This window comes from Shewanella sp. 1311 (genome assembly GCF_059338235.1).
The window spans coordinates 4,577,123-4,598,319 of sequence record NZ_CM181686.1; the positions used below are offsets into that span (position 1 = coordinate 4,577,123).

The window sequence follows — 21,197 nt, forward strand, 5'->3', positions numbered from 1 at the left end:
AAAAACTCCTATGCCGCTTCGGCGGTGTGTATGCAAAGCTCGGGGAGATTTGCGCGGGTGAGTGCTTCGGCAAACGGGGGCGGAACGCTGTTACCCACACGGGCGACTTGCTGTTTCTTAGTCGATTTGCCGTTGTAGTTACTGATAATGTATTCAGGATTGAACCCTTGGCAGGCGAACAGCTCATGGGGTTCGAGCATACGCATACCAATATCGATGATTTGATAGGGCTCACCCTTGATCATCACTAGGCCAAAGCGGTCATTGGTGGTGATGGTATGCAATGGTTCGTTACATGCCACACCGTCTTGCTCGTTGCCATAGTATTTGATGAAGAACGCGCGCACTTCGCCGAGGTGTAAGCCGCCAGCGGTGATCGTGTGTGCGGGTTCGTCCATCGCAAAGCCGAGGTTAGTACCACGCAATTTAATCATGTGGCTGGTGATCAGCGCGTTGTGATCAACCGTTGTCACCGTCGGTAAGGGATTATTAAGGTCGTCACCTGGTCCCGAGTAATTGCCGCCGTAATGCTTGCAGATATTGGCCGCCGCTAGTACCGGTTGCACCACCGCAAAGTGACCGCCTTTTACCTCGGCGCATATCGTGCGCAAGGGTTCATCAACGGGCATATTGCGTTGATTACTGGCATTCGCGTGCTCAGTAATAAAGGGGGCTAACGTGACATTTTGCGGAACGATAAACGGCTCCTTGGCATCAAACACAAACTTTTGAATCCCTTTAGCAATGCGCTTCATGGTGTTTTCTGCCAGCGGCTTTTTACGGCCAAAGATGGAGCGACAAGGCAGTGACCAGTCGATGCATTCAGCCGCCGTTCGCCAAGGTTGCAGCTTGCCCGATTTAACCGCTTCGCTATTGGGTGCGCCGTGGGTCGGCTCAGGCCAAACGATGGGCTGGCCATCACAACGGGCGATCATAAATAGCCGTTTGCGAATGGTCGGCGCGCCGAAGTCACAGGCCCGTAGCTCGCGCCACTCCACCTTATAACCCAGCCCTTTCATCAGTTTAGCGGTATCGAGTAAGCCTAAGGTTTCGACGCATTCCGCTAACGCTGGGTGCTCCGCATCTATGCCAGTGCTTAACATACTGACAAAGGCGTTAAAGGTTTCGCCTTTGCGCTCAGGGCAGGGGCGCATCGCCTCCGTGACTGGGCATTCAATAACAGGCCCCCACGTTTTAAATTCTTCAACATTCTCAAGCATCAACACGCGCGGCCGAACCATCATCGCCCAGCGAACCGTCACCCAAGCCAAGCCGCGTATCTCTTTACTCACGGGCTTGCTGCCTTTGGCTTTTGAGAAGTGTTTGCAGTCGGGTGAGAACCAAGCTAAATCAACTGGCTTACCTGCAGTAGCTTGCACTGGGTCAATATCAAATACCGACTCGCAGTAGTGCAACGTCTTTGGGTGGTTTGCTGAATGCATCGCAATGGCGTCAGGGTCGTGGTTAATAGCGATATCCACACTGCGACCAATCGCCCACGCTATGCCCGTACTTGCACCGCCACCACCTGCAAAATTATCGACGATTAAGCCTCGCATGCTGCTTCTCCTTTTATCCTGAGTTTTGATTCTGCGTTGAGTGCGAATACTTCGGCGTCGGCTTGGCCGAAGTCGCAGCACTCGATGGCGTTAAAAGACTTACAAATGCCCCAACCGTGGTAGTTGTTTGGGGTGTACTTCACTTCGATTTGTTGCTGATCGCACATCAAGGTGGAGTAGGGCTTAGATAACGTGACCACGCCCGCTTTAGTGCTAAACGTATTCATGCCGCCTCCTTGTTTTGGGTGTCGCTTGTTTGGCTGACTGGCGGGTGGCAGGGTAGTCGCATTGGGTGATATCGGTACGAATACACTATGGTGCGGCTAATGCCCTTGGCGAGGTTGGTTAAGCCGTTGCCTAATGCTTGCCAGTACAGGCAATCTAACGCGCCGAGTGCTAGCGCGATTTTGATGCTGTCGCCCGTTGTGGCCTTGAGTAACAGGCTTAACTTATGGCTGCGATAATGATTTAACAGATGGCGAAACGCCGCTGATTGAGTCATTTAGGCCACTTGCTTCGGTTGCAAAGGGCTTGATTGCAAATGAGTTAATTGCAGCTTGGCCCAGTCGATGGCTTTAATGGCCTCGACCGTGGCGGCGATTTGCTCTAGCTTCTTTTGCCCGCGCATAAAGTTAGACAGTTCAATACCGTGGCGAGCCGCCGCGCGTTCGGCGGGCAGGGCACTGGTGTAATGCAGTGTTAACGCGGCAATCACCTCGGGTGAACTAATGCGGGTAAGCGACAGCAATAACGCAACGCGCTCTTGTGATTCAAAGCCCGGGAGTAAGTGGTTCATGCTGCCACCTCAGGGAAAAACGTTCTTTCAACGCTGGCGCGAACGGGGTCGAGCTTTTGCGACATTGTTTTAAGAATGAGGTTTGATGTCAGCGTCACGGCATCGGCGTTGGCGAGTAGCTTGCCTGTTTTGGGGCAAATGCAGCGGCCTGTAAAGTCTTGGCTGTTGCGACTCCAAACGAGGTTTTGGTAAGCATGGCGCCAGTGGCGTTGGCCGATGGATTCTGCCACGTTTGCGGCGCTCGCCAGTGCTTTAAGCATTACCGTGGTGGTAAATAAGCTGGTTTCTCGCTCTGTACTGCCAAGGGATTGGAGCTCCATTGCTGCGCCCATGGTGTTCCAAAAGTCATAGGCAAGGGTGGCGTGGAAGGGCTCAAAGTTTTTCTTGGTACCCAGCATGATGGCTGTAGCGTCTTTAATTTGTTTAAAGGACCAATAGCACTCGCTCTGTGCCGTGGGTTTGTTTGTCGCAAAATCAACACGGCCTTGCATCCAGTCGATTTGATTCACTAAATCCATGGTGAGCTTTGATAGCTCATCCCTGTGGTTGTAGGTATCTGACAAACCTTGAGGCGGTTTGCTGGCATTTTGGTTGATATCGGTAAACGCTTGCTGGCGTTCTTGCAGCGACAAATTCATGTATAGGGTGATAGAGATTGAGTCTTGGGCAATCTCCGGTGATTTTTCCAGTGCCTTTGCGATACCTGTGGCGCGGTGCTGACCATCGAACAACTTGATAATCGAATCAAGGCCAACTTTTAATACACCAACCACGCCGCTGATTTCGGACGCTTCGAACTTTGGCGCATCGCCGCCTGTTGGCACTTCAACCACGCCGATAATGCCTGGCAGAAAATACCCTGTTGGATTCGCCACCATGTAATTGCCAATGGATTTAGCACGGGCTGGGTTAACTTTACGTTGGCTACGGTCGAGCACACTGCCGGCATCGTCAATGCGTAACATACGAACCAGTACACGCATTGACATGATAACGGTGTAAAACACTTTGCCACCTTGTACGCCCATCACAGCGGGCATTGAGTAACACATATCCATCATGCTTCTCCCTGTTCTAGTTCGTTTTCTTTAAGTTCTGCAACACATCTTGGGCAGACACATGGAAAGAACTCATTGTCGTTGATGGCTTGCTGCCAGCCTGCCGCTGATAATTCGGCGACTATGTCACTGTCTGAGACGATAAAAATGGTGCGTATACAGCTAGAGCATGAAATCTGGCATCCAAAGCTCTGCTCTAGCTCGCTGATATCGGCAGTGCTTAACGTCAACATGCTGCCACCTCGTCACATGGGTATTGCTTCCTTACATTGTTAATCGCGTCCTCTATGGTTGGGTGACGCTCATTCATTCGGCCCTCACGCAGATGGCGCTTATGGGCAACGAGCTTCAACATGCGCGGGCCCGATGGCTCGATTTGAAAGCGGATCATGCGGTCATGTGCAAGAACGACGGCAGTTGTGAGGGCGCTATAGTCGAAGGTAGACATGTAATGCGCGCTAGTACTGTTGATTGATAACCCGTGTTCACCACAGGCTTGGATTTTGCCAAACATGTGATTGCCACCGTTGTGAATGTCACAAAGGAAATCAAAGCACTCACGTTGATCTGCATTGAGCCAAGGGTAATGTTTGGCATAAAAATCATGTTCGTTGCTCATGCTGCCTCCTTGCTTTGGGTCGCTTCATCGTATTGGCGGATGGCAAACACAATCGCGTAACAGCACCAGATAAAGCGATAGGTGAAAGGGTCTTTCCAGCCATCCCAAAAATCATCTAACGTCATGCCGCCTGCATCGTCTTCATCCCAGTTATTGAGGCGATAAACCACATCCCACTCTACGTTCTCGCGGTTTTGGGTAAACTCCTTAACGGCATTGGTCGCGCTGCTAATCGCCTCGGCATCTTCTTCATTCGTCGGGTCTAGCCCTTCGACAAACCACTGCAAAAACTGCTCAAGGCGTTGATCGGCTTCTTTGGCATCAAACTCACGAGTGCCATCGGTTTTACACTCAGCCAGTACCTTTTCTTCCCAGTAACTCGCGTTCACGCCCCAGTCATCACCGCTTTGGCGAAAGAAGCAAAACATGTCCTGAACCCGAGAAAATACGTAACAGCCCATATCGCCACTGATGCACAGATGCTGCGGCCATGTGGTGATCTCAAAGCGATGCTCAAAGCTGCCTTGGCTGAGTACCATGTGACGGAACACGCCATCATCTTTAAGAATGGTGAGTTGATGTTTGGCCACATCGTTTAAAAATGTCGTTCTCGTTGGGTGGTTCATACGCTATTCCTTCCTTTTGAATCAGCAGGGCTAAGCTGCGGCTTCGCCGTTAAACACCACCAGATTGATGATGGGTTTCTTGGTTTTAGGGTTCACCTTGTCCGACAGCTTGTGATAGCGAATATGCACATCGCGGTGGGCTTCTTGGGTCATGGCTAAAACAATGTATTGCTGGCACAGCGCGGGCGTCGATAACGAATGCGACAGGCGTTGCGGCTTCATGGTGTCAAACAAATGCTGCGCCATATCATCCAACTTAGCTTGGTACTCGTCGGGGCTCAGTTGACGGCGGTTAGGGTGTGCGCCAACTGAGGTGCTGCACTTTTTGGCCGCCTGCTTTTTCGCTAAGGTCATGGACACGCCGTAAACAAAAAACATAATTGCCTCCAACAAGGTGAAACTGTCGCCGTAATCGTTACAGGGATATGGACCATCACCCCTTAGCTGCTTTGCCTAGATAGCCTAAATCGTGAATGTTCGCGGCGGCTTCGCAGCTCTACTGCTTAGCGGCCGACGGGCGTGGCTGGCGTCATAGGGTGCAGCGGATGCACATTAGTGACGGCCATTGAGTCGTTACGCCACACCATCACCTTGCCGTACAAACCTTGTTGGGGCTCAGTGAAGCGCAGGCAGAAATTGAGCCCGAGTTCACCCGTGTGGCGAATGAACTGGCGGTAAAAGGCTGGGCTAGGGTGGTGATAGGCAAAATGCTTGACCAGCTCGGCGCAGCGGGCTTGTACTCGTGGGCAATCCATTGGGTCGGTGTGGCCCTTGGCCAGCGCCATTAAGCAGGCAAAACGTATTGCAACCAGTAGACGAAACTCATCGCGTTGCTTAGGTGTGGTGTGAACTTTCGCTAGAATCATTTCCTTGTCCTCGGTAGTACCCATTGAGAGCAAAGCTCGAAAGGGCGGTCAGTCGTTTATGGTTCAGAGTGTCAGTGCTTGGGGTTAGCTTTCTACACGGCAGTTTTAATCAATGAACCAAATGTACGTTATGTACATATTAAGGTCAATACAAAATGTATATTTATTTTGTTTTGCTAGTTTTGTAAAAAAAAGTGATGTAAGTGCATATAAATACACATAAAAAATGATGGGTTGATATTGGATATGTACAAATTGTTCAATAACATGATAGGGAAATACTATCTAGGGGATGTAACTAGTGACTAATTGGTGATGTATTCTGATTTTTGAACTTAACAATCGATGAAAAAATGAACCCGTGTAAAATGGATTGGTTACATAAAAGGATTCAAGATTTTAAAGGAAACTGTTAATTTTTGGGGATGATACATAGGCTTCTAGCAAAACTAGCACTGTTGATTCTATGCTTTTGCTTCAAAGCTTGTTTGAAACACTTACGTTTTCTCTATCAGTAACTGAAAAATTGACCAAATTTTAGTAATACCTCAAAGTGCCAAAATATTATCTATAGCAATTCGCCTCAAGTGATTGCTGAAATTTGTCCGCGAAAAGAATTGGACATCTATTTATGGCTGATAACCTGAATCGCTTGGCTGGCCAATCAAGATTTGGTTCTGCCTTTTGACAGGTCAAATTGTACTAACTTTTCCTCTATTACATTTCAGCCATGCGTAACTAGTGGGCTGAACCGCCAAACAGTTTTATTCAAAAATGCCTGCGTTGAGTGCATATTCGCGTTTTCAGTATGGTGTACCTGATGATAATCTGATAACTTCCTTTAGTTACAAATAATTAACTACGCACGTTTTATTGTTGCAATTATGTAATGTTGCGTGCGCATTGAAGATTTTGCTTGCAGAACAAGTTAGGGTAATTAATGGACTTTGGAAGTTTTTGGGCTGATGTAATCGCGACATTGGCCGGTGGTGTAGTGTTAACATTCTTTTTCTTTCTTGCTAGAGAAAGGTTCTTTCCTGTTCCTGAGATAACAGGACGGTGGTACTTGGAAATGGTTACTGCCAATACGGCATACAATCCATATAAAAATATGGTTTTGAGGTACGTAGTCATTATATGGAAAGAAGGGAATAGCCTAAAAGGTAGTGCGGAGAAAATCTATGAAAATTCTTCTACAGGTGAAAGGGAATTTAATGGCAAGAACAGAACTCGATCAGTTATTGAAGGCTATATTGAAAAAAATTATCTAGGTAAAGATCGAATCTATTTGCACTCAGTAGAGAATGGCCACGGAAGAGAATCAACGAATTTCTATGATTTAATAGTTAAATCCGAATCTGAAATGATTGGTGCTTTCAATTCAATGGTCGCAAACCAAGATGGTACGGTCGTGTGCCAAAGGGAACCCTTTTGAAATACTTATATTTCCTGTGTACTGTTCCTGCCTATATTATAAGCAGTCTCCTTCTCACTTTCAATTTGCTTGGATTTAGGGATAAGCTGTTAAAATGTATGCTGGTTATTGATTTAAAATCAGATAAAGTGCCTGATTTATATGTGGATTATTTGGTGTCTGCAGAAGATCATAGGTCTTCATATCATTATGGTATTGATCAAATTGGTATGTTGCGAGCTGTGTACCAGAAAATATCTAAAAATGAAACTCAAGGAGCTAGCACTATTGAACAACAATTTGTCCGTGTGGTAACTGGTGAATACTCGCAGACGGTTGTTAGAAAATTAAAAGAACAATTATTGTCTGTACTTCTTTTGAGGAAAAGAAATAAAAAAGATATAGCAAAAGCATATTTAGCAATTGCTTATTATGGATACAACTATCAAGGAATCGATGGTATTAACAAATTGGTTGGTTCAAATCTGGAATCTGCCTCAGAACAGCAAATAGTTTCACTAGTAGCACATCTTAAGTACCCTAGGCCGAAAAGTGATTTTGGAAAGTGGGAGAAAAATATAATTAATAGAGTTAGTTATATTCAAGCAAAGCACGAGAAAACAACTAATAAATCAAGGCAACGTGCTTTGCCACACAGCTTGAGGCATTAGTCATTGATTTCATAATGGTTTATTGTTTAGCTTGGAGTCACTCTAAGATCGTCTGGTTAATGCATAAAATCCTGCCATTTTGCGCTGGCTGTGGGCTAACATGCTTTAATGCCATATTGGGAGTTAGCATTGGGACTTTAGGCCATGAGTGACACACAACGAATGACCAAGTTTTAGTAATGCTAAAAACTGACCACTTTAACAGTGGAGTGCTCTACATGTGATCATGCAACAGGGATTTGCAAGGTATTGAACAGGTGTGTAAACGTTTAAGGTTGGATATAACCTCACTTACAAACTATGAGGCAGCTTCGATAGTTGCAAGACTAAAATATCCAGAGCCAAGGTTTGGTAATAGCAAACCTTAGCTGTACATCAACGAGCTAACTATATTGTTAATCGATTCAACCAACTTAACTCTAAAGGGCTGTATGGAACCGTTTAAAGTATCAAGCCATTTAAGAGGTATGGTATCAGCTTATCCGGATGCTAAATTAATCTCTGATGCGGCAAAACATGGTGGGGAATCCGCAAGGCAAGCTATCGCGAGGCAGTGGTTGTCTGAAGGTATTCCATTCGCATTTAAAGAATGCCCTGGAATTTATGAGTCAATTCGATCGTGGGTTGGCACGAGATTAAATATTGATCCAAAAGAACTAAATGTTACAGGTAGCGCTAGATTAGGCCAGTCTTTATCCCCAAGTAAATTAGGTAAACCATTTGGGAATGGTTCAGACTTAGATATCTTCATTATTTCTAGCGAGCTGTTTGAGCTGTTGAAGAACGATTTTAATCAATGGTCATATGATTTTGAAAGTGAAGCTATTAGTGCTTCAAATGATGGAGAAAGACTATTATGGAAAGAAAATTTAAATAGAGGTCCGAAGAATATTGCAAGGGGGTTCATAGACTCAAATATAGTTCCAAATAGAGATAGATACCGCAACGTAGTGAACGTTGCTCAAACAATGTACCTCCTTAAAATGAAGCTTGATGTCACGCCAGAAGCACCGAAATTCAGTTATGCATCTGTGAGGTGTTATAAGTCATGGGCAAGCTACGTTCAGCAAATATCTTTAGGATTTAAGTAATTGAATACTAACAAATGCTTTATGACGGATTCGCAAATCTCGGCGGTTTTTGGATGATTTTTATTTTATGTTTTCAGCGTAATAATTAAGTGTTGTTGCAGCGTTGCTCACCACTTAAGCGGGCGCTAGCTTATCTTAAATTTTGGAGAAATATGCGTAGTATTTTTTACCTTGACACATCAGCCCTAAATTTTCTGGCGGATAATGTAAAAGATTTCGATTTTCTTGCTGGGATGAAAGAACACCTAAAGTTTGAGTTGTTTTTGTCTCCAGTGAGTTTGTGGGAGGTGCTTCTTAACTCGAATGAAGAGCGTAGAGATTACCTCATATACTGGGCTCAATTTAACTGTGCTCGAAAACTAATCAAGTCGCCTTCTGAAATCATCATTGAATATATCAAACAGGACTGTCCTATAAAGGATAGAACAATATTCCGAGATGCCCCTTACTCAAATATGCAAATGGCGGAAACCTGGGAAAATATTCATGGAAAGATTGACCGTACCATTCCATTAGACGTTAACGAACTAAAAGAAAGGTCTAACGCGATTAGGCAGCTTTCAAAAAGCTTGAAGGGAATCATTAACGATATGTGTGATGATTCACACGAAAACTACGAGAACGATCCTTTTCATGGCGCAATGGTTATGGCGCTAGAAAACGTCGGGCGAAGCCTAGAGTTAGATAAAAAAACTGAGCGCACCTACAAAATAACATTAATATTTATCTTCTTTATTATTTGTATTGGCTTCGAGTTACAGAACAGCGTCGTTCAAGATTTTTGGAATGAAAAGGTTATAGCAGACCCCTTTGAAAGGTTGGATTTCATGATTGCAAATTATTCAGTATTGATGGTAAGAGGGCCTGTTTTGGAAATGGCTATGATGGCTGAAACTCAGCTAAAAATGGACAACTCCAAAAGTAGAGGTCTTCTTCATGACTGTATGCATACGATATATTGTTACTATGCTGATAACCTAATAACAAGTGATACTCACTTTGAATGTCTAAGAGATGATGTAAATCACCCTGTATTCAAAGGAATTATTATGACCTCTCAGATTCAAGAGATTTGGGAGCTAGCAAAGAAAAAGCTAACAAGTCAAAGCTCCCTGACAGCGTAAATGCTGCCGGTGCTTTAGCATTAATCCATTGAAATTTTAATCCGAAACCCACGAATTAGAGCTTGGAATCTAACAAGGTTTTATCCAAAAGTGAGTTTGAAAGTGATCAAACTTATTATCAAAAAATGATGCTTGCTCTCTGATAACTGTTCAAATTATCACGTCATTAACATTCATAACAGATTCGAGTAAGACTATTTGGGTTGTTAATTGATCATTGAGTTTAAAATATGTACGCTCAAACTCTTACCTTGGAAACAGAACAGACATCCAACGCGAGACTAAATGAAATCTGGTGGGGTGTCTTACATTAAATTAGATATTGAACACACCCTCAATGGAAAAGTGTGTTGCTAATTACTGCTGAAAAGCTTCAATAAAAACGTGTCCGGTTTCCATGAACAGTATATGTCTAAGTAATCTTAATTTTAGCATCCACAACAACACCAATGATTCTACAGTCTCCATTGATTGGCATTGTCGGGTATGCAGAATTAAGTGGCCTTAGGAATTTCTGACCTGCATCGATCACCAATTTTTTGAACGTTGCTTCATTTACATCAGTTAACTTTGCAACCACAAAAGACCCATTTTGGAAATCTTTCTCTGTATCCACTAAGACAAGCGTCCCTTCTGGAAAACTTGTTCCAGCGGGAGACGTCATAGAATCTCCTTGTACACGTAACCAAAAACATCGATCACTCGTTCGCTCTGTTGTTTCATACCATTCGTCTGTGCTAGACGACATGCATAGTTCTAAAGCCTCAGTCCAAGCTCCAGCCTGCACATAACTAATAACGGGAAATTTTTTCTGGTATGCAATAGGTGATTTCGTGTGTACCACGTTTGAAATCGCTTCATCAGGATATTCTAAAGTCCCATCAGAATGGAGTAAAAGCGAGTCAAGACTGACAGCTTTTAGAATTTTTGCTATTTGGCTTAATGAAGGTTCACGGCGTTTATTCAACCAATGGCCCATTCCTCCCGGAGTTACTTCTATCAACTCTGCGAGCTTTTCTTGGGTCATCCCAATTTCTTTAATTCTGGCTTTAACCAGATCAGTCCAATTCATTTTCATCCCCAAAATGTACATTATGTACAAATACTATCAACAAACAAAATGTACATTCTTGTTGCTTGCTTAATATACATAATGTACATTTGCATAAAGTGTCAATTCTGAGGTGAGCATGCAACAGATTCGAAACATCAGAGAGAGTGCCGGAATTTCCGTTAAAGCTCTCTCTCAAATCATTGGTACGGATGTGTCAACCTTCTATCACTATGAAACAGGGCGAAGAACTCCTGACTTCAATCAATGCTGGAAAATCGTAAACGCACTTAACAGTCTTGGCGCTCAATGTTCATTTGCAGATGTATTTCCAAATCCATTGGATATATCTGCTGATTATAGCGTTACCACTTCTAGGCCGGATTGCGAACCCGATGCCAGCAAGCATATTGAAGAATCCACTGTTACGGCTCGCTTTTAGCGACTTACATGCATGAGTACGCGAGCCGTGATTCAGTTGGTAAGTACTGAACATTGGTCTAATTAATTTCAAATCTTCAATAACAGTAAGTTAACAGAGAGAGGCTTATTAGCATGAAAACCAATTCACGTAAAAAAGATAGCCGTTTGAATTTGTTGATGAAAACAATTCATCGGGTGTTGGAGTTACCCAAGATGACGCGCTTTGCGCTGGCGATTGATTTTGTTGCGGCGGTTGAGCGCCTTGGGCTGAGTGAGGTGTTGGCGGCGGAGGGCATTAGCTTTGCCAGCAGTCAAGACGTGCACAACGATGCGCGGATTAATGCGCAAAAGCTGTTCCGTTGGCTTGGCCAGTACGAGGGCCAACATCCGCAGGCTGATCGCTTGTTTCATGTTGAGCAAGCACTGGTGGCGGCATTGCCTGAGCATTTGCGGGTGCAGTATCTCAACGATGTATTTAGTTGCACTGGGGTGACTGTGATTGCTGACCGTATGAATGACGGCCATGTGTTGCATGTGGCCGATATGGCGGCATCGCTCACCAAAGAGAACGCCGAGGCGCAAGTGGCGGTGATCCATTTGGGGCCGGCGCCCAAGCGCGAGCAGTTAGTGGCAGCGCACCGCGAATTAAAAGAGTCGGCGGCGACCACGCAAGCCAGCATGGCGGCGTTAGAGCTGGCGTACCCGTATTTAGCGAGTCATGGCGGTAAGTCGGCGCAATACGCGGCCGAGAAGTGACCGCGATGCAGCAATCGAACCTTAACATTAATGTTATCGCCCGCGCTAAGTCCGAGTTGCACCAGCAGTTGATCCGCTTGGGCGACATGATCGGCGACGGTTTGCATTTAGAACCCGATGGCAAATGGATTGCGAAAGAGTATGTAAAAGTGGCGCGGGCGTTAGGTTATCGGCCTAAACGGGCTAATCACAGCGCACAGATTAATGCGGTGATGCTTAAGCGGGTGGCTGATGTGCCGTGTGGCCAGTGCGGTTTGGCTTTAAAGCAAACCAAGTCGGGCTCGAAACGCGCCGTGTGTGCCAATGGGCATAAGTGGCAGTTGTTGAAATGACTTGTTGAAATAAGAGAAGGAGTGAATGACATGTTCACAAATCAGTTAAGTGATAACTGGGTGCGTAAAAAACGCCGTTATCCCGATGCCCGCCACAGTTTGGCGACCGATGCGGGCTTAATACCTAAGATCATGAAGTGAGGAGCATAACGATGTTTGATCCTGAATGTTTAATTTGTTGTTTGGAGGGCGGCGCCGCGTGTTCGGTACATGGGCAAGTTCGCAGTGCTGATGGGCCCGCCGTGGCCGCGCTTACCGAGATGGAAACCGCGCAAGTGACGTTACTCATGATGCAAGCAAAGCAGTTAATGCTTAAGGCGATGGCGCTTAAAGCTAAGTCGAACATGCCTAATCGCACTGAGCCTAATGTGGCTGAGCTTAGCGCCAATGATCCTAATGCCCTTGAGCTTAGCGCTGCAACCTCTGAACGGGCAGCGTTAAGTGGCGTGAACATGGGCAAAGACATTGCCTGTTTTCATGGGCATACCACGGCGGAGTTGTTTAAGCGAACGCAGGTGGGCCGAATGGTTGAGGTGTTAAGGCACTGCGATGAATTGCAGCATAGTCGCCCTGAGCGTTTGGCGGTTATCGCGACCGACATCGTGGATAAGGCGTTGCTGGGCAGTGGCAAGCAGTTGTTGCTGCCGACGGTGAGCATCGATTGGATTATGAATTATCTGTTGATGGAAGAACAACGCGCGGAACGTTCTATTGCGCTATTGGCGGCGGATGTAGGCGCGGCTGATGCGAGTGCGGTTGATGTGAATGCCGCTGATATGAGTGCAATAGCGAAAAGCCGCAACGTGCACATTAAACGGCGTGATTTTTTTAGCCAGTTGCGCAGTAACTTGGCGAACAAGGTTTACTTGCTTGGCAGTGAAGGCGAGCGAGCGGAGGGCAACGGGGCGCATTGCAGTTGACCCGTTGTTGTAGACATAAGAAAGCCCGCTGAAGTTTTGGCGACGGATGCGGGCTTAATACCTAAGTGAGGCAATATCATGTTACTGAAGCATGGGGTTTGCGTCAATTCGAGTTTGTGGGTTGCTCTGTTTGGGGGTGACTTATGAGTATGGAATTGATGGTAAAAGCGATGAAGGCCAAGGTGGGTAATCCACTGCGCAAGCTGGTGTTGATCAAGCTTGCTGATAACGCCAATGACCAAGGCGAATGCTGGCCGAGTTACCAGAACATTGCAGAGCAGTGTGAGATAACCCGCCGCAGTGTGATGAACCACGTAAAAACGTTGGAGGATGACGGCTTTTTACGGCGCGAATATCGCAAGGGCGAGAAGGGTAACTCCACCAATATTTTCCACATTCGTTTTGAGCCGATGGCGCCAAAATGCAAGGGAGACGCTGCTGTATTAGGGGGTGAAGCAAATTCACTATCCCCCAATGGCGCAGATTTACCCCCTAGTGAATGTGGTTCACTACCCCCTAGTGAACGAAATTCACCCCCTAGTGAATATGGTTCACCAGCTAGTGAACGTGGTTCACCACCCCTAGTGAATCTGGTTCACCCAGAATCTATCAATCTTGAATCTATCAATGAATCTTTAAAAGACTCTTGTCCAGCAACCAGTGCTAAGTCGGTTTTCAATGCGTTTTTCAAAGCCTATCCCGCCCATCGCAAAGGCGGCTCGGATTCGGCTGCGTGGAAAGCGTGGAAGGCCGAAAAGCTAACCGACGCCGATTGTGTGTTGGCGGTGACGTGGTTGAAGGACGCTGCGGCGCTCGATACGAGTTGGGGCTTTAGCGCTAACGGCCAGTTTGTGTTGGGTATTACCAAGTTTATCCGCGAACGCCAATGGCTGACGCCGTTGCCAAGACCAATGGCAACGGCAGTTGGGCAAGTGGATTGGAGCTACGCGGTGTATGACCCAGAGGACCCCTTGATATGACTGCCAATCAAAATACGAGCATGAAATCACTGCAGACCTTGATACGCCAGCCGCTGGTTGGGCAGGGGCGTGTTAGCCAACCTGAGCCCACGGCGATGGACATGGCGATTGTGGACAGCGTGTTTAGCAAGTTGCGGGTGTTGTTTCCGGTGAGTGCGCCACGGCCTGAGGACGAAGCGACCCACAAAGCCGAGTGGCTTAAAACGTTGGCGGCGCAGGGGATTGCGAGCCGCGAGCAAGTGCAAGCGGGGCTGAATCGCGCGAGACGCGAGCAGGGCGATAGGCAGTTTTGGCCGACACCGCGCCAGTTTGCTTTGTGGTGCCAACCGACGGCCTGTGATTTAGGGCTGCCCAAGTTAGAGGCGGCGTTTAAGGAGGCTACGCGCCATTACCATCACCCTGATAAGCATACGTGGAGCCATGATGTGGTGCGCTTAGCGGTGCGCGAGACGGGCAGTTGGATGTTTGCAACAGGGCTCGAAAAGGACGTATTGATGACCTTTGAGCGCAATTACAAAGTCTTATGCAGACGTTTTAGCCGTGGCGAGTTGACCGATGTGGCGTTGCCAAAAGCACTACCCGAAACGGTGACGCGGCCGACTGAGGCGGCAAAGGCCAAATCAATTATTGCCAATTTACGAACCAACCTTGGACTTAAGGGGGCAAACGATGGCGACTAAACCACTGACCCAGCGCGAACGCTTGATGCGCATCATCACAGGTAAACGGTTTTGGACCCTGTTTGAAATCCAGCAAGAAAGCTTTAACCGCTTTGGGGTTCACGACAGTGAGACAGCCTTAAGTGCGCGGTTTCGGGATATGCCGATGAATCAGCGAGTAAAGCGCATACGCTCGGGTACCCATCACACCTTTGAATATCGGTTGGAGGGCTAGATGGCGCAGGTGATGACAGCAACAGGCGTGGAGCAAGGCAAGTTAAACGATGCAGTATTGCGCCGTTGGTTGCGGGCAGGGATAACACGGGACTTTCGGGACACGCAGTTTCCGGCAGTGCGGTTACGCGCCTCGACCGATAGACGCCAAGCCTCGGTGTATTTAGTGATGAACGAGGCGGGTAAAACCGTGTGGCAAAAGCAGGGCGTGTGGCCAGTGATGTGCTTGAAGACCTTTTTAACCGAGTTACCCAGTTTGCTCGCCAAACGCAGCATGGGACAAACGGTAATCAGCAACGAGTTTGCGACCGTCGCGCAATTGCTGGCGTGGTTTGTGAGCCATGTGGAGAGCAACCGCACCTTAAGCAACAGCTGGCGCAGTAACTGTAAATCGTTGGTGAGTAAACATCTCAGCGGCTGCTTTGGTGAGTTAGCGCTCAACGAGCTGAACTTTATCGCGGTGGACAGCTATTTAATCAAACCCATGTTGGCGCAGGGTTATTCGGCCAATTACATCAAAGCGGCGGTAAAGGTATTAAAGCGGGCGTTATCGGTTGCGGCTGATTTGCGAGTGTTAGACACCAATAGCTTGGCGGGGTATCGGGTGCAAATGAGTTTGAAGATGCCGCCTTTGGTGGGCACGCAGTTAAGCGAGTCGGATGTGGGGCCGTTATTTAGCGCCCTACGGAATGCAGCAAGACCGGTGGCGATGCTGTTTGTGCTGATGTTGATGTTCGGTACCCGCATAGGTGAAACCCGTTTAGCACGTTGGGACCACTTCGCCGGCGATTACTGGTTTATTCCCGCTGAGAATGCCAAGAACCGCCAAGAGCACCGACTACCCATGACGCCCACAGCCAAGAAGCTGATAACCCATTACGCCTACTGGCAATACACGCATGTGGGCAAGCGGGCGTTTTTGTTCCCAGGCGAAGTGGGGCCGGTGAGCATTCGTACTGCGCAGTATTGGAGTGAAACCATTCGGTTTAAGGCATTTACCTCCCACGCACTAAGAAAACTGTGCCGCACCATTATTGCGGATATGGGGGTAGACACCATGGTGGGTGAGCGGATTTTGAATCACACCTTGCCATTGCTGCTGCGCACTTACGTCAACAGCACCTTAGATAAGGGCATGTTGATGGCTCTGGATGCCTACCATGCGCACTTAATCACGCTGGGGTTTGATGATGTGGCGCCCGAGATTATGCGCCAATCGACCACTGAGACGAGTGAGCCGGACGAGCCAATGTTAGTGGGGTGGTTATGACAATGACAATTAGAACAACTAGAACAACTGGGTTATGGCCTGAGTACAGGAGGATTTATGGCTAATCGCGCCGCGGATGTATTGAAAGTAGGGCGCCGTTTACGGGGCATGACCCAAGACGAAGTGGCTGAGATTTACGGCATTAGCCGCAACACTTACCAACGTTGGGAAAATGGCCGTACTACTGCGCCCTATGACGATGTGACATCGATATGCCTTGATGTGTTTAAGCTTTCGATTGAGAAGATAAATGAGGTGGCTAATGGGCTTTAGTGATGAACCCGAGCAGAGGATGAACATTAAGGCATTGCGGTTAGGGCTGTATCGCTGGGGCCGTTATTGGGTGTACCAAGAATTGGGCAAGGGGTTTTCGAACCGCAGCGCCTGCGACCGTTTAGGCGAAGCCTTGGGCGGCGGCAACTTAAAGCACGAACTCAACGTGCCTGCCCATGTCGCCCATTTTGACCACCTCGTTGAGCAGTTATCCATAAACTGCAAACGCGCCATTCGCGCCCATTACCTGTGCAAAGAGCAGTGGGCCTTAATGGGATTTGACAGCAAAAAGTCTTACATCTTCTGGCTAAGAAAAGCCGAAATGGCACTGCTGGATAGGATGAATTAGAAGGAACGCCCTCTTACGAGGGCTGGCGGGTTAGACGGTTGTCCACCAAGACTGCTAACCCGTTAGATCTGACTGTCAGCAAAGTGCTAACGCCCGTTAATCCTACCTTACATCCCCAGCGTTAAAGCTAACAAGCAACACATTGCCGCTATTCTCTATTTGACCTTCGCAGAAATTGGCTTTATATTCGTATATCGTCGATTAACGATAATGGTATTTGTGAACGCTATCAACTCACCCTCCAATGAACAACTGGCCGCGATCGCCAAAGCGATTGCGCATCCTGCCCGTATTCAAATTATCCGCCTGCTACTGACCAAGCCATCCTGTATTGGTGGTGAGATCACCAACGAGGTTGGCCTTGCTCAATCAACCGTGTCGGAACACTTACGAATATTAAAAGCTGCGGAAATTGTCACCGGTGAGATTGAGCACCCGCGAGTGTGTTACAGCCTTAATCGTCAACAGTTATTACCGCTGCTGGACTTGTTACAGCAAATTGCCAGTAGCCAGGTTAGTAATGATGATGCGTGCTGCTAATGCGGCGAATGACACGATGATGTGTAAATAACGGTGAGACAATGAAGAACATACTCTTTTTATGTGTAGCTAATTCGGCTCGTAGCCAGATGGCTGAGGGATTAGCAAAACAATATCTGCCTGCGGATATTGTAGTGCAAAGTGCTGGTTCTAAACCTTCAACACTTAACCCTTATGCGGTTAAGGCGATGGCAGAGCTGGGTATCGATATCAACGAGCATTACTCAAAAGCAGTTGAGGATATCAACAGCAGTGAGGTGGATACTGTTATTACATTGTGTGCTGAGGAAGTGTGTCCGGTATTTTTGGGCAAAGTGCAACGCTTACACTGGCCGATTAACGAGCCTTCTGCTGGCCGTGAAACACCAGAGCAGCTATTGCAAGGTTTTCGTATCGCCAGAGACGAGATTAAGCAGCATGTTCTAACGTTAGCTGCGTCATTGTAGATTTTGTCTTTGAATAAAGTTCTGCACTAAAGGTAGTGGATTATATATGGGTATATTTGAGCGTTATTTATCTGTTTGGGTTGCATTATGTATTGCTGCAGGTGTTGTACTCGGCAACCTGATGCCTGGTTTATTTCAAGCGATAGCGGCTATTGAGTACGGCCAGATTAACTTAGTGGTGGCGCTGCTGATTTGGTTAATGATTTATCCAATGATGGTGCAGATAGACTTTGGCGCGATTAAAGATATAGGTAAAAAACCCAAAGGCATCGTTCTTACGCTTGTCATGAACTGGTTAGTTAAGCCTTTTACGATGGCTGCTCTGGGGTGGTTATTTTTTAAAGTGTTCTTTGCTGGTTTGGTTGACCCACAAAGTGCGAATGAATATATCGCCGGTATGATATTGCTCGGCGTAGCGCCGTGTACAGCAATGGTGTTTGTCTGGAGTCAACTGATAAAAGGCGATGCCAATTACACGCTGGTTCAGGTGTCGGTGAATGACATCATTATGATTTTCGCCTTTGCACCCATCGCAGCTTTGTTGTTGGGCGTCAGCGATATTGTTATTCCGTGGCAGACGCTTTTATTGTCAGTGCTGCTGTATGTGCTGTTGCCTTTAATAGCCGGTGTGCTTACGCGTAAACAGCTAAACAAAGGCGGAACAGAGCAGCGTGTCACGGCGTTTTTGGCCAAGGCTAAACCGTGGTCGATGATTGGTTTATTAGCAACAGTTGTGCTGCTGTTTGGTTTTCAGGCGCAAACCATAGTTGCCAAGCCACTGATTATTTTACTGATTGCGATTCCCTTGCTTATTCAAACCTACGGTATTTTTGCTATTACCTATGCTGTGGCGAAAAAAATGCGCTTGCCGCACAACATTGCTGCTCCGGCCTGCATGATCAGCACGTCAAATTTCTTTGAATTGGCCGTAGCCGTTGCCATCGCTTTATTTGGCTTAAATAGTGGCGCAGCCTTAGCAACCGTTGTTGGCGTACTGGTAGAAGTGCCGGTAATGCTGTCCTTGGTGTGGTTTGCTAATCGCACTCGGCACTGGTTTAACTAACACAGGAAATCTTATGAAGCACCCGTTTGATTATTTGGAACTAAGTACTGGCACATTGATATTTACGCCTTGTCCTGGCACCAAAGGTGTAAGTTTGTCTGAGAGCATCAGTCAGCTTAAAACTGCCAGTGCAGCAGCTATCATCACGCTGATGCCAACACATGAGCTACAGCAGAACGACGCAGAGGGCATCGGCGATATCTGTAAAGAATTAGGCTTAGAGTGGTATCAGTTGCCCGTTGAAGATGACTGTGCGCCAGAGCATGAATTTGAGACGGCATTTGCCGAATATAAAGCGGCCATAATGGCTCTGCTGCAAGATGGCAAGAAAGTGGCTATTCACTGTAAAGGTGGCTCTGGCCGCACGGGATTAATGGCGGCGATATTAATGACTCAGCTTGGTTACAGTAAAAGCGAAGCGCAAACCTTAGTGCAGCAGCTTAGGCCCAAAGCGTTGTGCCATACGGTTCATCAAGGTTATTTTGCAACGTTTAACGGCTGATTTTGCAGCTATCAGGCAGGACTGAATTGCACCAATAATGTTCTTGGTGCTTAACTAAAACGGAGTATCGTGATGAATAAGCCAAACTTAGTTTTTGTATGTACCGAGAATTCAGCCCGTTCATTGATGGCTGAAGCTATTGCCCGTCAAAAGTACAGCGACAGATTTAACGTTTTCAGTGTAGGCACAGCACCAACTGTGCCTGATGAGCGTGCGATAAAGGCGTTGCAACAGCATGGTTTTATAACAGAAGGTCTCTGTTCTAAGTCATTTGCCGCATTAGAGAATATTGATATCGATTACACCATCATTTTGTGTGACAAAGCGAAGCAAGAATGTGCTCAGGGCTTAATCGCTAAGCATATATTAAGTTGGGATTTCCCTGATCCGAAAACCGGCAAGACAATCAAAGCTTTTGATACCACTATTTATGAATTGGCAGACAGATTGAAGATGTTTGTTCTGCTCTACGACAAACAATTTAATTGAATTGCCCAAAATTAGTCAGTTTCCATGAGTGTTTAGTTGCTGTTTTCGTTGTTTATCGGCAAGTTCGCTGCTTGCGTTTTAGGTCATAGCTGACTCTCAAATGAAGCCTAAAATCTCAGTGATAAAGTATGGCCTGACCATAATTAAGATGGGAATTTTGATTGACGCTTTTGTTGTTTGCTTTTTGAGTTATGCTAAATGCAACGCATAAACTTGGCGGCATATCTATGTATTTTAAAAATATCGTTGCTTCATTGCCTTCTGTTTACTCAATATTGTGCGTCTTAGCTTGTAGTTGTTTCGCGCAAATGAGTGTTGCGGCTGAGGTGCAATCGGTTCCATTTTCTAAAGTGTTGCGTGCCGATTTCCGGCATCGTCCACCTGAGATGGTGCTCGATGAGCAAACCAATACTATGACTAGTCCACTAAAGGATATTCTCGAAGAAGCTGCGGCCAAGGTCGGTTATCGCGTCGAATGGACTGCGCGTCCTTTTGCCCGCAGTATTTATGAGTTGCAAGCCGGAACGGTCGATATTGTGCCACGTACGATACGAAACGAAGAACGAGAGGCATTTGTGCAGTTTCTTGGTCCTATCGCCACTCAGAATCGCGACATTCTGTTTCTCGTAAAAGCTGGCGAGGAGACTCGTATTAAGTCCTATGAGGATTTATATCAGGTAACCGTTGGGGTTAAGCGGCGTACTGCTTATTTTGAACGTTTTAATTCGGATCTGGCGTTGCGTAAAATTGAGTCTATCGATGATGAAAATATGGCACGAATGTTTATCATGGGGCGTTTCGACACTATGATTGTGCTTGATCGTGCCGCTATTGAGAATGCCCTGAAGAAACTAGGTTACGATAGTTTTAGTTATGCAGATTATCGTCAGCTGAATCGGATCGAACATTACTTTGGTATGTCCCGCAACTCTCCCCATACCGCTATTTTCGATGAACTTAATAGGGCCTTGCTTGATATGGTGGCGTCGGGCCGCATTAAGCAGATTTACCATGCCTATGGTTTAGCTGCTGAATTAGAATAGACATGGTTTAGCTGTTCATAGGTTTTATGATCTGTTACCTCTT

31 protein-coding genes are annotated in these 21,197 nt (G+C 46.7%); 20 read left to right on the forward strand and 11 right to left on the reverse strand.

Going from position 1 to position 21,197, the window contains the following annotated elements; genetic code table 11:
* Positions 1-8: 8 nt before the first annotated feature.
* The 10 genes from AC5YB3_RS20110 to AC5YB3_RS20155 form a co-directional block, all read right to left on the reverse strand.
* Positions 9-1,559 (reverse strand): DNA cytosine methyltransferase, encoded by a 1,551-nt coding sequence (locus tag AC5YB3_RS20110; RefSeq protein ID WP_494526026.1) that lies wholly within the window; start codon positions 1,557-1,559, stop codon positions 9-11.
* Positions 1,547-1,786: a hypothetical protein gene (locus tag AC5YB3_RS20115; RefSeq protein WP_494526027.1), complete on the reverse strand. Its 240-nt coding sequence runs from the start codon at positions 1,784-1,786 to the stop codon at positions 1,547-1,549. Before AC5YB3_RS20115 ends, AC5YB3_RS20110 begins: the two co-directional genes overlap by 13 nt.
* Positions 1,783-2,061, reverse strand: a complete 279-nt coding sequence (locus AC5YB3_RS20120; RefSeq protein ID WP_494526028.1) for a hypothetical protein — start codon at positions 2,059-2,061, stop codon at positions 1,783-1,785. The genes AC5YB3_RS20115 and AC5YB3_RS20120 overlap by 4 nt, the downstream gene beginning before the upstream one ends.
* A complete protein-coding gene (locus AC5YB3_RS20125) occupies positions 2,062-2,355 on the reverse strand; it encodes a hypothetical protein (RefSeq protein WP_012089044.1) in 294 nt (97 codons plus the stop codon).
* Entirely contained in the window at positions 2,352-3,416 is a 1,065-nt protein-coding gene (locus AC5YB3_RS20130) for a DGQHR domain-containing protein (protein ID WP_494526029.1), read from the reverse strand. Before AC5YB3_RS20130 ends, AC5YB3_RS20125 begins: the two co-directional genes overlap by 4 nt.
* Positions 3,413-3,646, reverse strand: a complete 234-nt coding sequence (locus AC5YB3_RS20135; protein WP_168825297.1) for a hypothetical protein — start codon at positions 3,644-3,646, stop codon at positions 3,413-3,415. The genes AC5YB3_RS20130 and AC5YB3_RS20135 overlap by 4 nt, the downstream gene beginning before the upstream one ends.
* Positions 3,640-4,032 carry a hypothetical protein gene (locus AC5YB3_RS20140; protein WP_494526030.1) on the reverse strand — a complete coding sequence of 131 codons (393 nt, stop codon included), beginning with the start codon at positions 4,030-4,032 and terminating at the stop codon, positions 3,640-3,642. Before AC5YB3_RS20140 ends, AC5YB3_RS20135 begins: the two co-directional genes overlap by 7 nt.
* Positions 4,029-4,658, reverse strand: a complete 630-nt coding sequence (locus AC5YB3_RS20145) for a hypothetical protein (protein ID WP_494526031.1) — start codon at positions 4,656-4,658, stop codon at positions 4,029-4,031. Before AC5YB3_RS20145 ends, AC5YB3_RS20140 begins: the two co-directional genes overlap by 4 nt.
* Positions 4,659-4,688: 30 nt before the next feature.
* Complete coding sequence (locus AC5YB3_RS20150; protein WP_220592641.1) at positions 4,689-5,036, reverse strand: hypothetical protein; 348 nt, start codon at positions 5,034-5,036, stop codon at positions 4,689-4,691.
* 125 nt (positions 5,037-5,161) lie between these two features.
* Complete coding sequence (locus AC5YB3_RS20155) at positions 5,162-5,524, reverse strand: forkhead box protein (RefSeq protein WP_494526032.1); 363 nt, start codon at positions 5,522-5,524, stop codon at positions 5,162-5,164.
* A 940-nt stretch (positions 5,525-6,464) separates the two neighbouring features.
* On the opposite strand from AC5YB3_RS20155, the gene AC5YB3_RS20160 reads away from it, so the two are divergent.
* The 4 genes from AC5YB3_RS20160 (at position 6,465) to AC5YB3_RS20175 (ending at position 9,824) form a co-directional block, all read left to right on the forward strand.
* Positions 6,465-6,959, forward strand: a complete 495-nt coding sequence (locus tag AC5YB3_RS20160; protein ID WP_494526033.1) for a hypothetical protein — start codon at positions 6,465-6,467, stop codon at positions 6,957-6,959.
* Positions 6,960-7,057: 98 nt separating this feature from the next.
* Complete coding sequence (locus AC5YB3_RS20165) at positions 7,058-7,609, forward strand: transglycosylase domain-containing protein (protein ID WP_494526034.1); 552 nt, start codon at positions 7,058-7,060, stop codon at positions 7,607-7,609.
* 431 nt (positions 7,610-8,040) lie between these two features.
* Complete coding sequence (locus tag AC5YB3_RS20170; protein WP_494526035.1) at positions 8,041-8,700, forward strand: hypothetical protein; 660 nt, start codon at positions 8,041-8,043, stop codon at positions 8,698-8,700.
* A 152-nt stretch (positions 8,701-8,852) separates the two neighbouring features.
* On the forward strand, positions 8,853-9,824 hold the full coding sequence (locus tag AC5YB3_RS20175) for a hypothetical protein (protein ID WP_494526036.1): 972 nt from the start codon (positions 8,853-8,855) through the stop codon (positions 9,822-9,824).
* A gap of 412 nt (positions 9,825-10,236) precedes the next feature.
* On the opposite strand, the gene AC5YB3_RS20180 is transcribed toward AC5YB3_RS20175, so the two are convergent.
* The gene (locus tag AC5YB3_RS20180) at positions 10,237-10,896 is read right to left on the reverse strand and encodes a LexA family protein (protein ID WP_259578911.1); all 660 of its coding nucleotides are present in this window, start codon (positions 10,894-10,896) and stop codon (positions 10,237-10,239) included.
* A gap of 118 nt (positions 10,897-11,014) precedes the next feature.
* Here AC5YB3_RS20180 and AC5YB3_RS20185 point away from each other — a divergent pair, with 118 nt between their 5' ends.
* The 16 genes from AC5YB3_RS20185 to AC5YB3_RS20260 all read left to right on the forward strand — a co-directional run bounded on the left by AC5YB3_RS20185 (position 11,015) and on the right by AC5YB3_RS20260 (position 21,154).
* Entirely contained in the window at positions 11,015-11,317 is a 303-nt protein-coding gene (locus AC5YB3_RS20185) for a helix-turn-helix domain-containing protein (RefSeq protein WP_494526037.1), read from the forward strand.
* Positions 11,318-11,430: 113 nt separating this feature from the next.
* Positions 11,431-12,054, forward strand: coding sequence for a toxin YdaT family protein (locus AC5YB3_RS20190; RefSeq protein WP_494526038.1), 624 nt, complete (start codon positions 11,431-11,433; stop codon positions 12,052-12,054).
* Between the two features lie 5 nt (positions 12,055-12,059).
* Positions 12,060-12,386: a hypothetical protein gene (locus tag AC5YB3_RS20195; protein WP_494526039.1), complete on the forward strand. Its 327-nt coding sequence runs from the start codon at positions 12,060-12,062 to the stop codon at positions 12,384-12,386.
* A gap of 152 nt (positions 12,387-12,538) precedes the next feature.
* Positions 12,539-13,306 carry a hypothetical protein gene (locus AC5YB3_RS20200; protein ID WP_494526040.1) on the forward strand — a complete coding sequence of 256 codons (768 nt, stop codon included), beginning with the start codon at positions 12,539-12,541 and terminating at the stop codon, positions 13,304-13,306.
* A 143-nt stretch (positions 13,307-13,449) separates the two neighbouring features.
* Positions 13,450-14,286: a helix-turn-helix domain-containing protein gene (locus AC5YB3_RS20205; RefSeq protein ID WP_494526041.1), complete on the forward strand. Its 837-nt coding sequence runs from the start codon at positions 13,450-13,452 to the stop codon at positions 14,284-14,286.
* Positions 14,283-14,966: a replication protein P gene (locus tag AC5YB3_RS20210; protein ID WP_494526042.1), complete on the forward strand. Its 684-nt coding sequence runs from the start codon at positions 14,283-14,285 to the stop codon at positions 14,964-14,966. Before AC5YB3_RS20205 ends, AC5YB3_RS20210 begins: the two co-directional genes overlap by 4 nt.
* Entirely contained in the window at positions 14,956-15,180 is a 225-nt protein-coding gene (locus AC5YB3_RS20215) for a hypothetical protein (protein WP_006082025.1), read from the forward strand. The genes AC5YB3_RS20210 and AC5YB3_RS20215 overlap by 11 nt, the downstream gene beginning before the upstream one ends.
* Positions 15,181-16,449: a tyrosine-type recombinase/integrase gene (locus AC5YB3_RS20220; protein WP_494526043.1), complete on the forward strand. Its 1,269-nt coding sequence runs from the start codon at positions 15,181-15,183 to the stop codon at positions 16,447-16,449.
* Positions 16,450-16,506: 57 nt separating this feature from the next.
* Positions 16,507-16,722 (forward strand): helix-turn-helix transcriptional regulator, encoded by a 216-nt coding sequence (locus AC5YB3_RS20225; RefSeq protein ID WP_006082023.1) that lies wholly within the window; start codon positions 16,507-16,509, stop codon positions 16,720-16,722.
* Entirely contained in the window at positions 16,712-17,071 is a 360-nt protein-coding gene (locus tag AC5YB3_RS20230; protein WP_006082022.1) for a hypothetical protein, read from the forward strand. The genes AC5YB3_RS20225 and AC5YB3_RS20230 overlap by 11 nt, the downstream gene beginning before the upstream one ends.
* Before the next feature lie 219 nt (positions 17,072-17,290).
* A complete protein-coding gene (locus AC5YB3_RS20235; protein ID WP_220593100.1) occupies positions 17,291-17,611 on the forward strand; it encodes an ArsR/SmtB family transcription factor in 321 nt (106 codons plus the stop codon).
* Between the two features lie 41 nt (positions 17,612-17,652).
* The gene (locus tag AC5YB3_RS20240) at positions 17,653-18,057 is read left to right on the forward strand and encodes an arsenate reductase ArsC (protein WP_494526044.1); all 405 of its coding nucleotides are present in this window, start codon (positions 17,653-17,655) and stop codon (positions 18,055-18,057) included.
* Between the two features lie 46 nt (positions 18,058-18,103).
* Positions 18,104-19,120, forward strand: coding sequence for an ACR3 family arsenite efflux transporter (gene arsB / locus AC5YB3_RS20245; protein WP_494526045.1), 1,017 nt, complete (start codon positions 18,104-18,106; stop codon positions 19,118-19,120).
* A gap of 13 nt (positions 19,121-19,133) precedes the next feature.
* Positions 19,134-19,622 (forward strand): dual specificity protein phosphatase family protein, encoded by a 489-nt coding sequence (locus AC5YB3_RS20250; RefSeq protein ID WP_263138403.1) that lies wholly within the window; start codon positions 19,134-19,136, stop codon positions 19,620-19,622.
* Between the two features lie 72 nt (positions 19,623-19,694).
* On the forward strand, positions 19,695-20,111 hold the full coding sequence (locus AC5YB3_RS20255; RefSeq protein WP_494526046.1) for an arsenate reductase ArsC: 417 nt from the start codon (positions 19,695-19,697) through the stop codon (positions 20,109-20,111).
* A gap of 227 nt (positions 20,112-20,338) precedes the next feature.
* Positions 20,339-21,154, forward strand: a complete 816-nt coding sequence (locus AC5YB3_RS20260; RefSeq protein WP_494526047.1) for a substrate-binding periplasmic protein — start codon at positions 20,339-20,341, stop codon at positions 21,152-21,154.
* Positions 21,155-21,197 lie beyond the last annotated feature (43 nt).

Coding starts and splice junctions, on each gene's coding strand:
- AC5YB3_RS20110 (WP_494526026.1), bottom strand. CDS start 1,559: ATGCGAGGCTTAATCGTCGATAATTTTGCAGGTGGTGGCGGTGCAAGT.
- AC5YB3_RS20115 (WP_494526027.1), bottom strand. CDS start 1,786: ATGAATACGTTTAGCACTAAAGCGGGCGTGGTCACGTTATCTAAGCCC.
- AC5YB3_RS20120 (WP_494526028.1), bottom strand. CDS start 2,061: ATGACTCAATCAGCGGCGTTTCGCCATCTGTTAAATCATTATCGCAGC.
- AC5YB3_RS20125 (WP_012089044.1), bottom strand. CDS start 2,355: ATGAACCACTTACTCCCGGGCTTTGAATCACAAGAGCGCGTTGCGTTA.
- AC5YB3_RS20130 (WP_494526029.1), bottom strand. CDS start 3,416: ATGATGGATATGTGTTACTCAATGCCCGCTGTGATGGGCGTACAAGGT.
- AC5YB3_RS20135 (WP_168825297.1), bottom strand. CDS start 3,646: ATGTTGACGTTAAGCACTGCCGATATCAGCGAGCTAGAGCAGAGCTTT.
- AC5YB3_RS20140 (WP_494526030.1), bottom strand. CDS start 4,032: ATGAGCAACGAACATGATTTTTATGCCAAACATTACCCTTGGCTCAAT.
- AC5YB3_RS20145 (WP_494526031.1), bottom strand. CDS start 4,658: ATGAACCACCCAACGAGAACGACATTTTTAAACGATGTGGCCAAACAT.
- AC5YB3_RS20150 (WP_220592641.1), bottom strand. CDS start 5,036: ATGTTTTTTGTTTACGGCGTGTCCATGACCTTAGCGAAAAAGCAGGCG.
- AC5YB3_RS20155 (WP_494526032.1), bottom strand. CDS start 5,524: ATGATTCTAGCGAAAGTTCACACCACACCTAAGCAACGCGATGAGTTT.
- AC5YB3_RS20160 (WP_494526033.1), top strand. CDS start 6,465: ATGGACTTTGGAAGTTTTTGGGCTGATGTAATCGCGACATTGGCCGGT.
- AC5YB3_RS20165 (WP_494526034.1), top strand. CDS start 7,058: ATGCTGGTTATTGATTTAAAATCAGATAAAGTGCCTGATTTATATGTG.
- AC5YB3_RS20170 (WP_494526035.1), top strand. CDS start 8,041: ATGGAACCGTTTAAAGTATCAAGCCATTTAAGAGGTATGGTATCAGCT.
- AC5YB3_RS20175 (WP_494526036.1), top strand. CDS start 8,853: ATGCGTAGTATTTTTTACCTTGACACATCAGCCCTAAATTTTCTGGCG.
- AC5YB3_RS20180 (WP_259578911.1), bottom strand. CDS start 10,896: ATGAATTGGACTGATCTGGTTAAAGCCAGAATTAAAGAAATTGGGATG.
- AC5YB3_RS20185 (WP_494526037.1), top strand. CDS start 11,015: ATGCAACAGATTCGAAACATCAGAGAGAGTGCCGGAATTTCCGTTAAA.
- AC5YB3_RS20190 (WP_494526038.1), top strand. CDS start 11,431: ATGAAAACCAATTCACGTAAAAAAGATAGCCGTTTGAATTTGTTGATG.
- AC5YB3_RS20195 (WP_494526039.1), top strand. CDS start 12,060: ATGCAGCAATCGAACCTTAACATTAATGTTATCGCCCGCGCTAAGTCC.
- AC5YB3_RS20200 (WP_494526040.1), top strand. CDS start 12,539: ATGTTTGATCCTGAATGTTTAATTTGTTGTTTGGAGGGCGGCGCCGCG.
- AC5YB3_RS20205 (WP_494526041.1), top strand. CDS start 13,450: ATGAGTATGGAATTGATGGTAAAAGCGATGAAGGCCAAGGTGGGTAAT.
- AC5YB3_RS20210 (WP_494526042.1), top strand. CDS start 14,283: ATGACTGCCAATCAAAATACGAGCATGAAATCACTGCAGACCTTGATA.
- AC5YB3_RS20215 (WP_006082025.1), top strand. CDS start 14,956: ATGGCGACTAAACCACTGACCCAGCGCGAACGCTTGATGCGCATCATC.
- AC5YB3_RS20220 (WP_494526043.1), top strand. CDS start 15,181: ATGGCGCAGGTGATGACAGCAACAGGCGTGGAGCAAGGCAAGTTAAAC.
- AC5YB3_RS20225 (WP_006082023.1), top strand. CDS start 16,507: ATGGCTAATCGCGCCGCGGATGTATTGAAAGTAGGGCGCCGTTTACGG.
- AC5YB3_RS20230 (WP_006082022.1), top strand. CDS start 16,712: ATGGGCTTTAGTGATGAACCCGAGCAGAGGATGAACATTAAGGCATTG.
- AC5YB3_RS20240 (WP_494526044.1), top strand. CDS start 17,653: ATGAAGAACATACTCTTTTTATGTGTAGCTAATTCGGCTCGTAGCCAG.
- arsB (WP_494526045.1), top strand. CDS start 18,104: ATGGGTATATTTGAGCGTTATTTATCTGTTTGGGTTGCATTATGTATT.
- AC5YB3_RS20250 (WP_263138403.1), top strand. CDS start 19,134: ATGAAGCACCCGTTTGATTATTTGGAACTAAGTACTGGCACATTGATA.
- AC5YB3_RS20255 (WP_494526046.1), top strand. CDS start 19,695: ATGAATAAGCCAAACTTAGTTTTTGTATGTACCGAGAATTCAGCCCGT.
- AC5YB3_RS20260 (WP_494526047.1), top strand. CDS start 20,339: ATGTATTTTAAAAATATCGTTGCTTCATTGCCTTCTGTTTACTCAATA.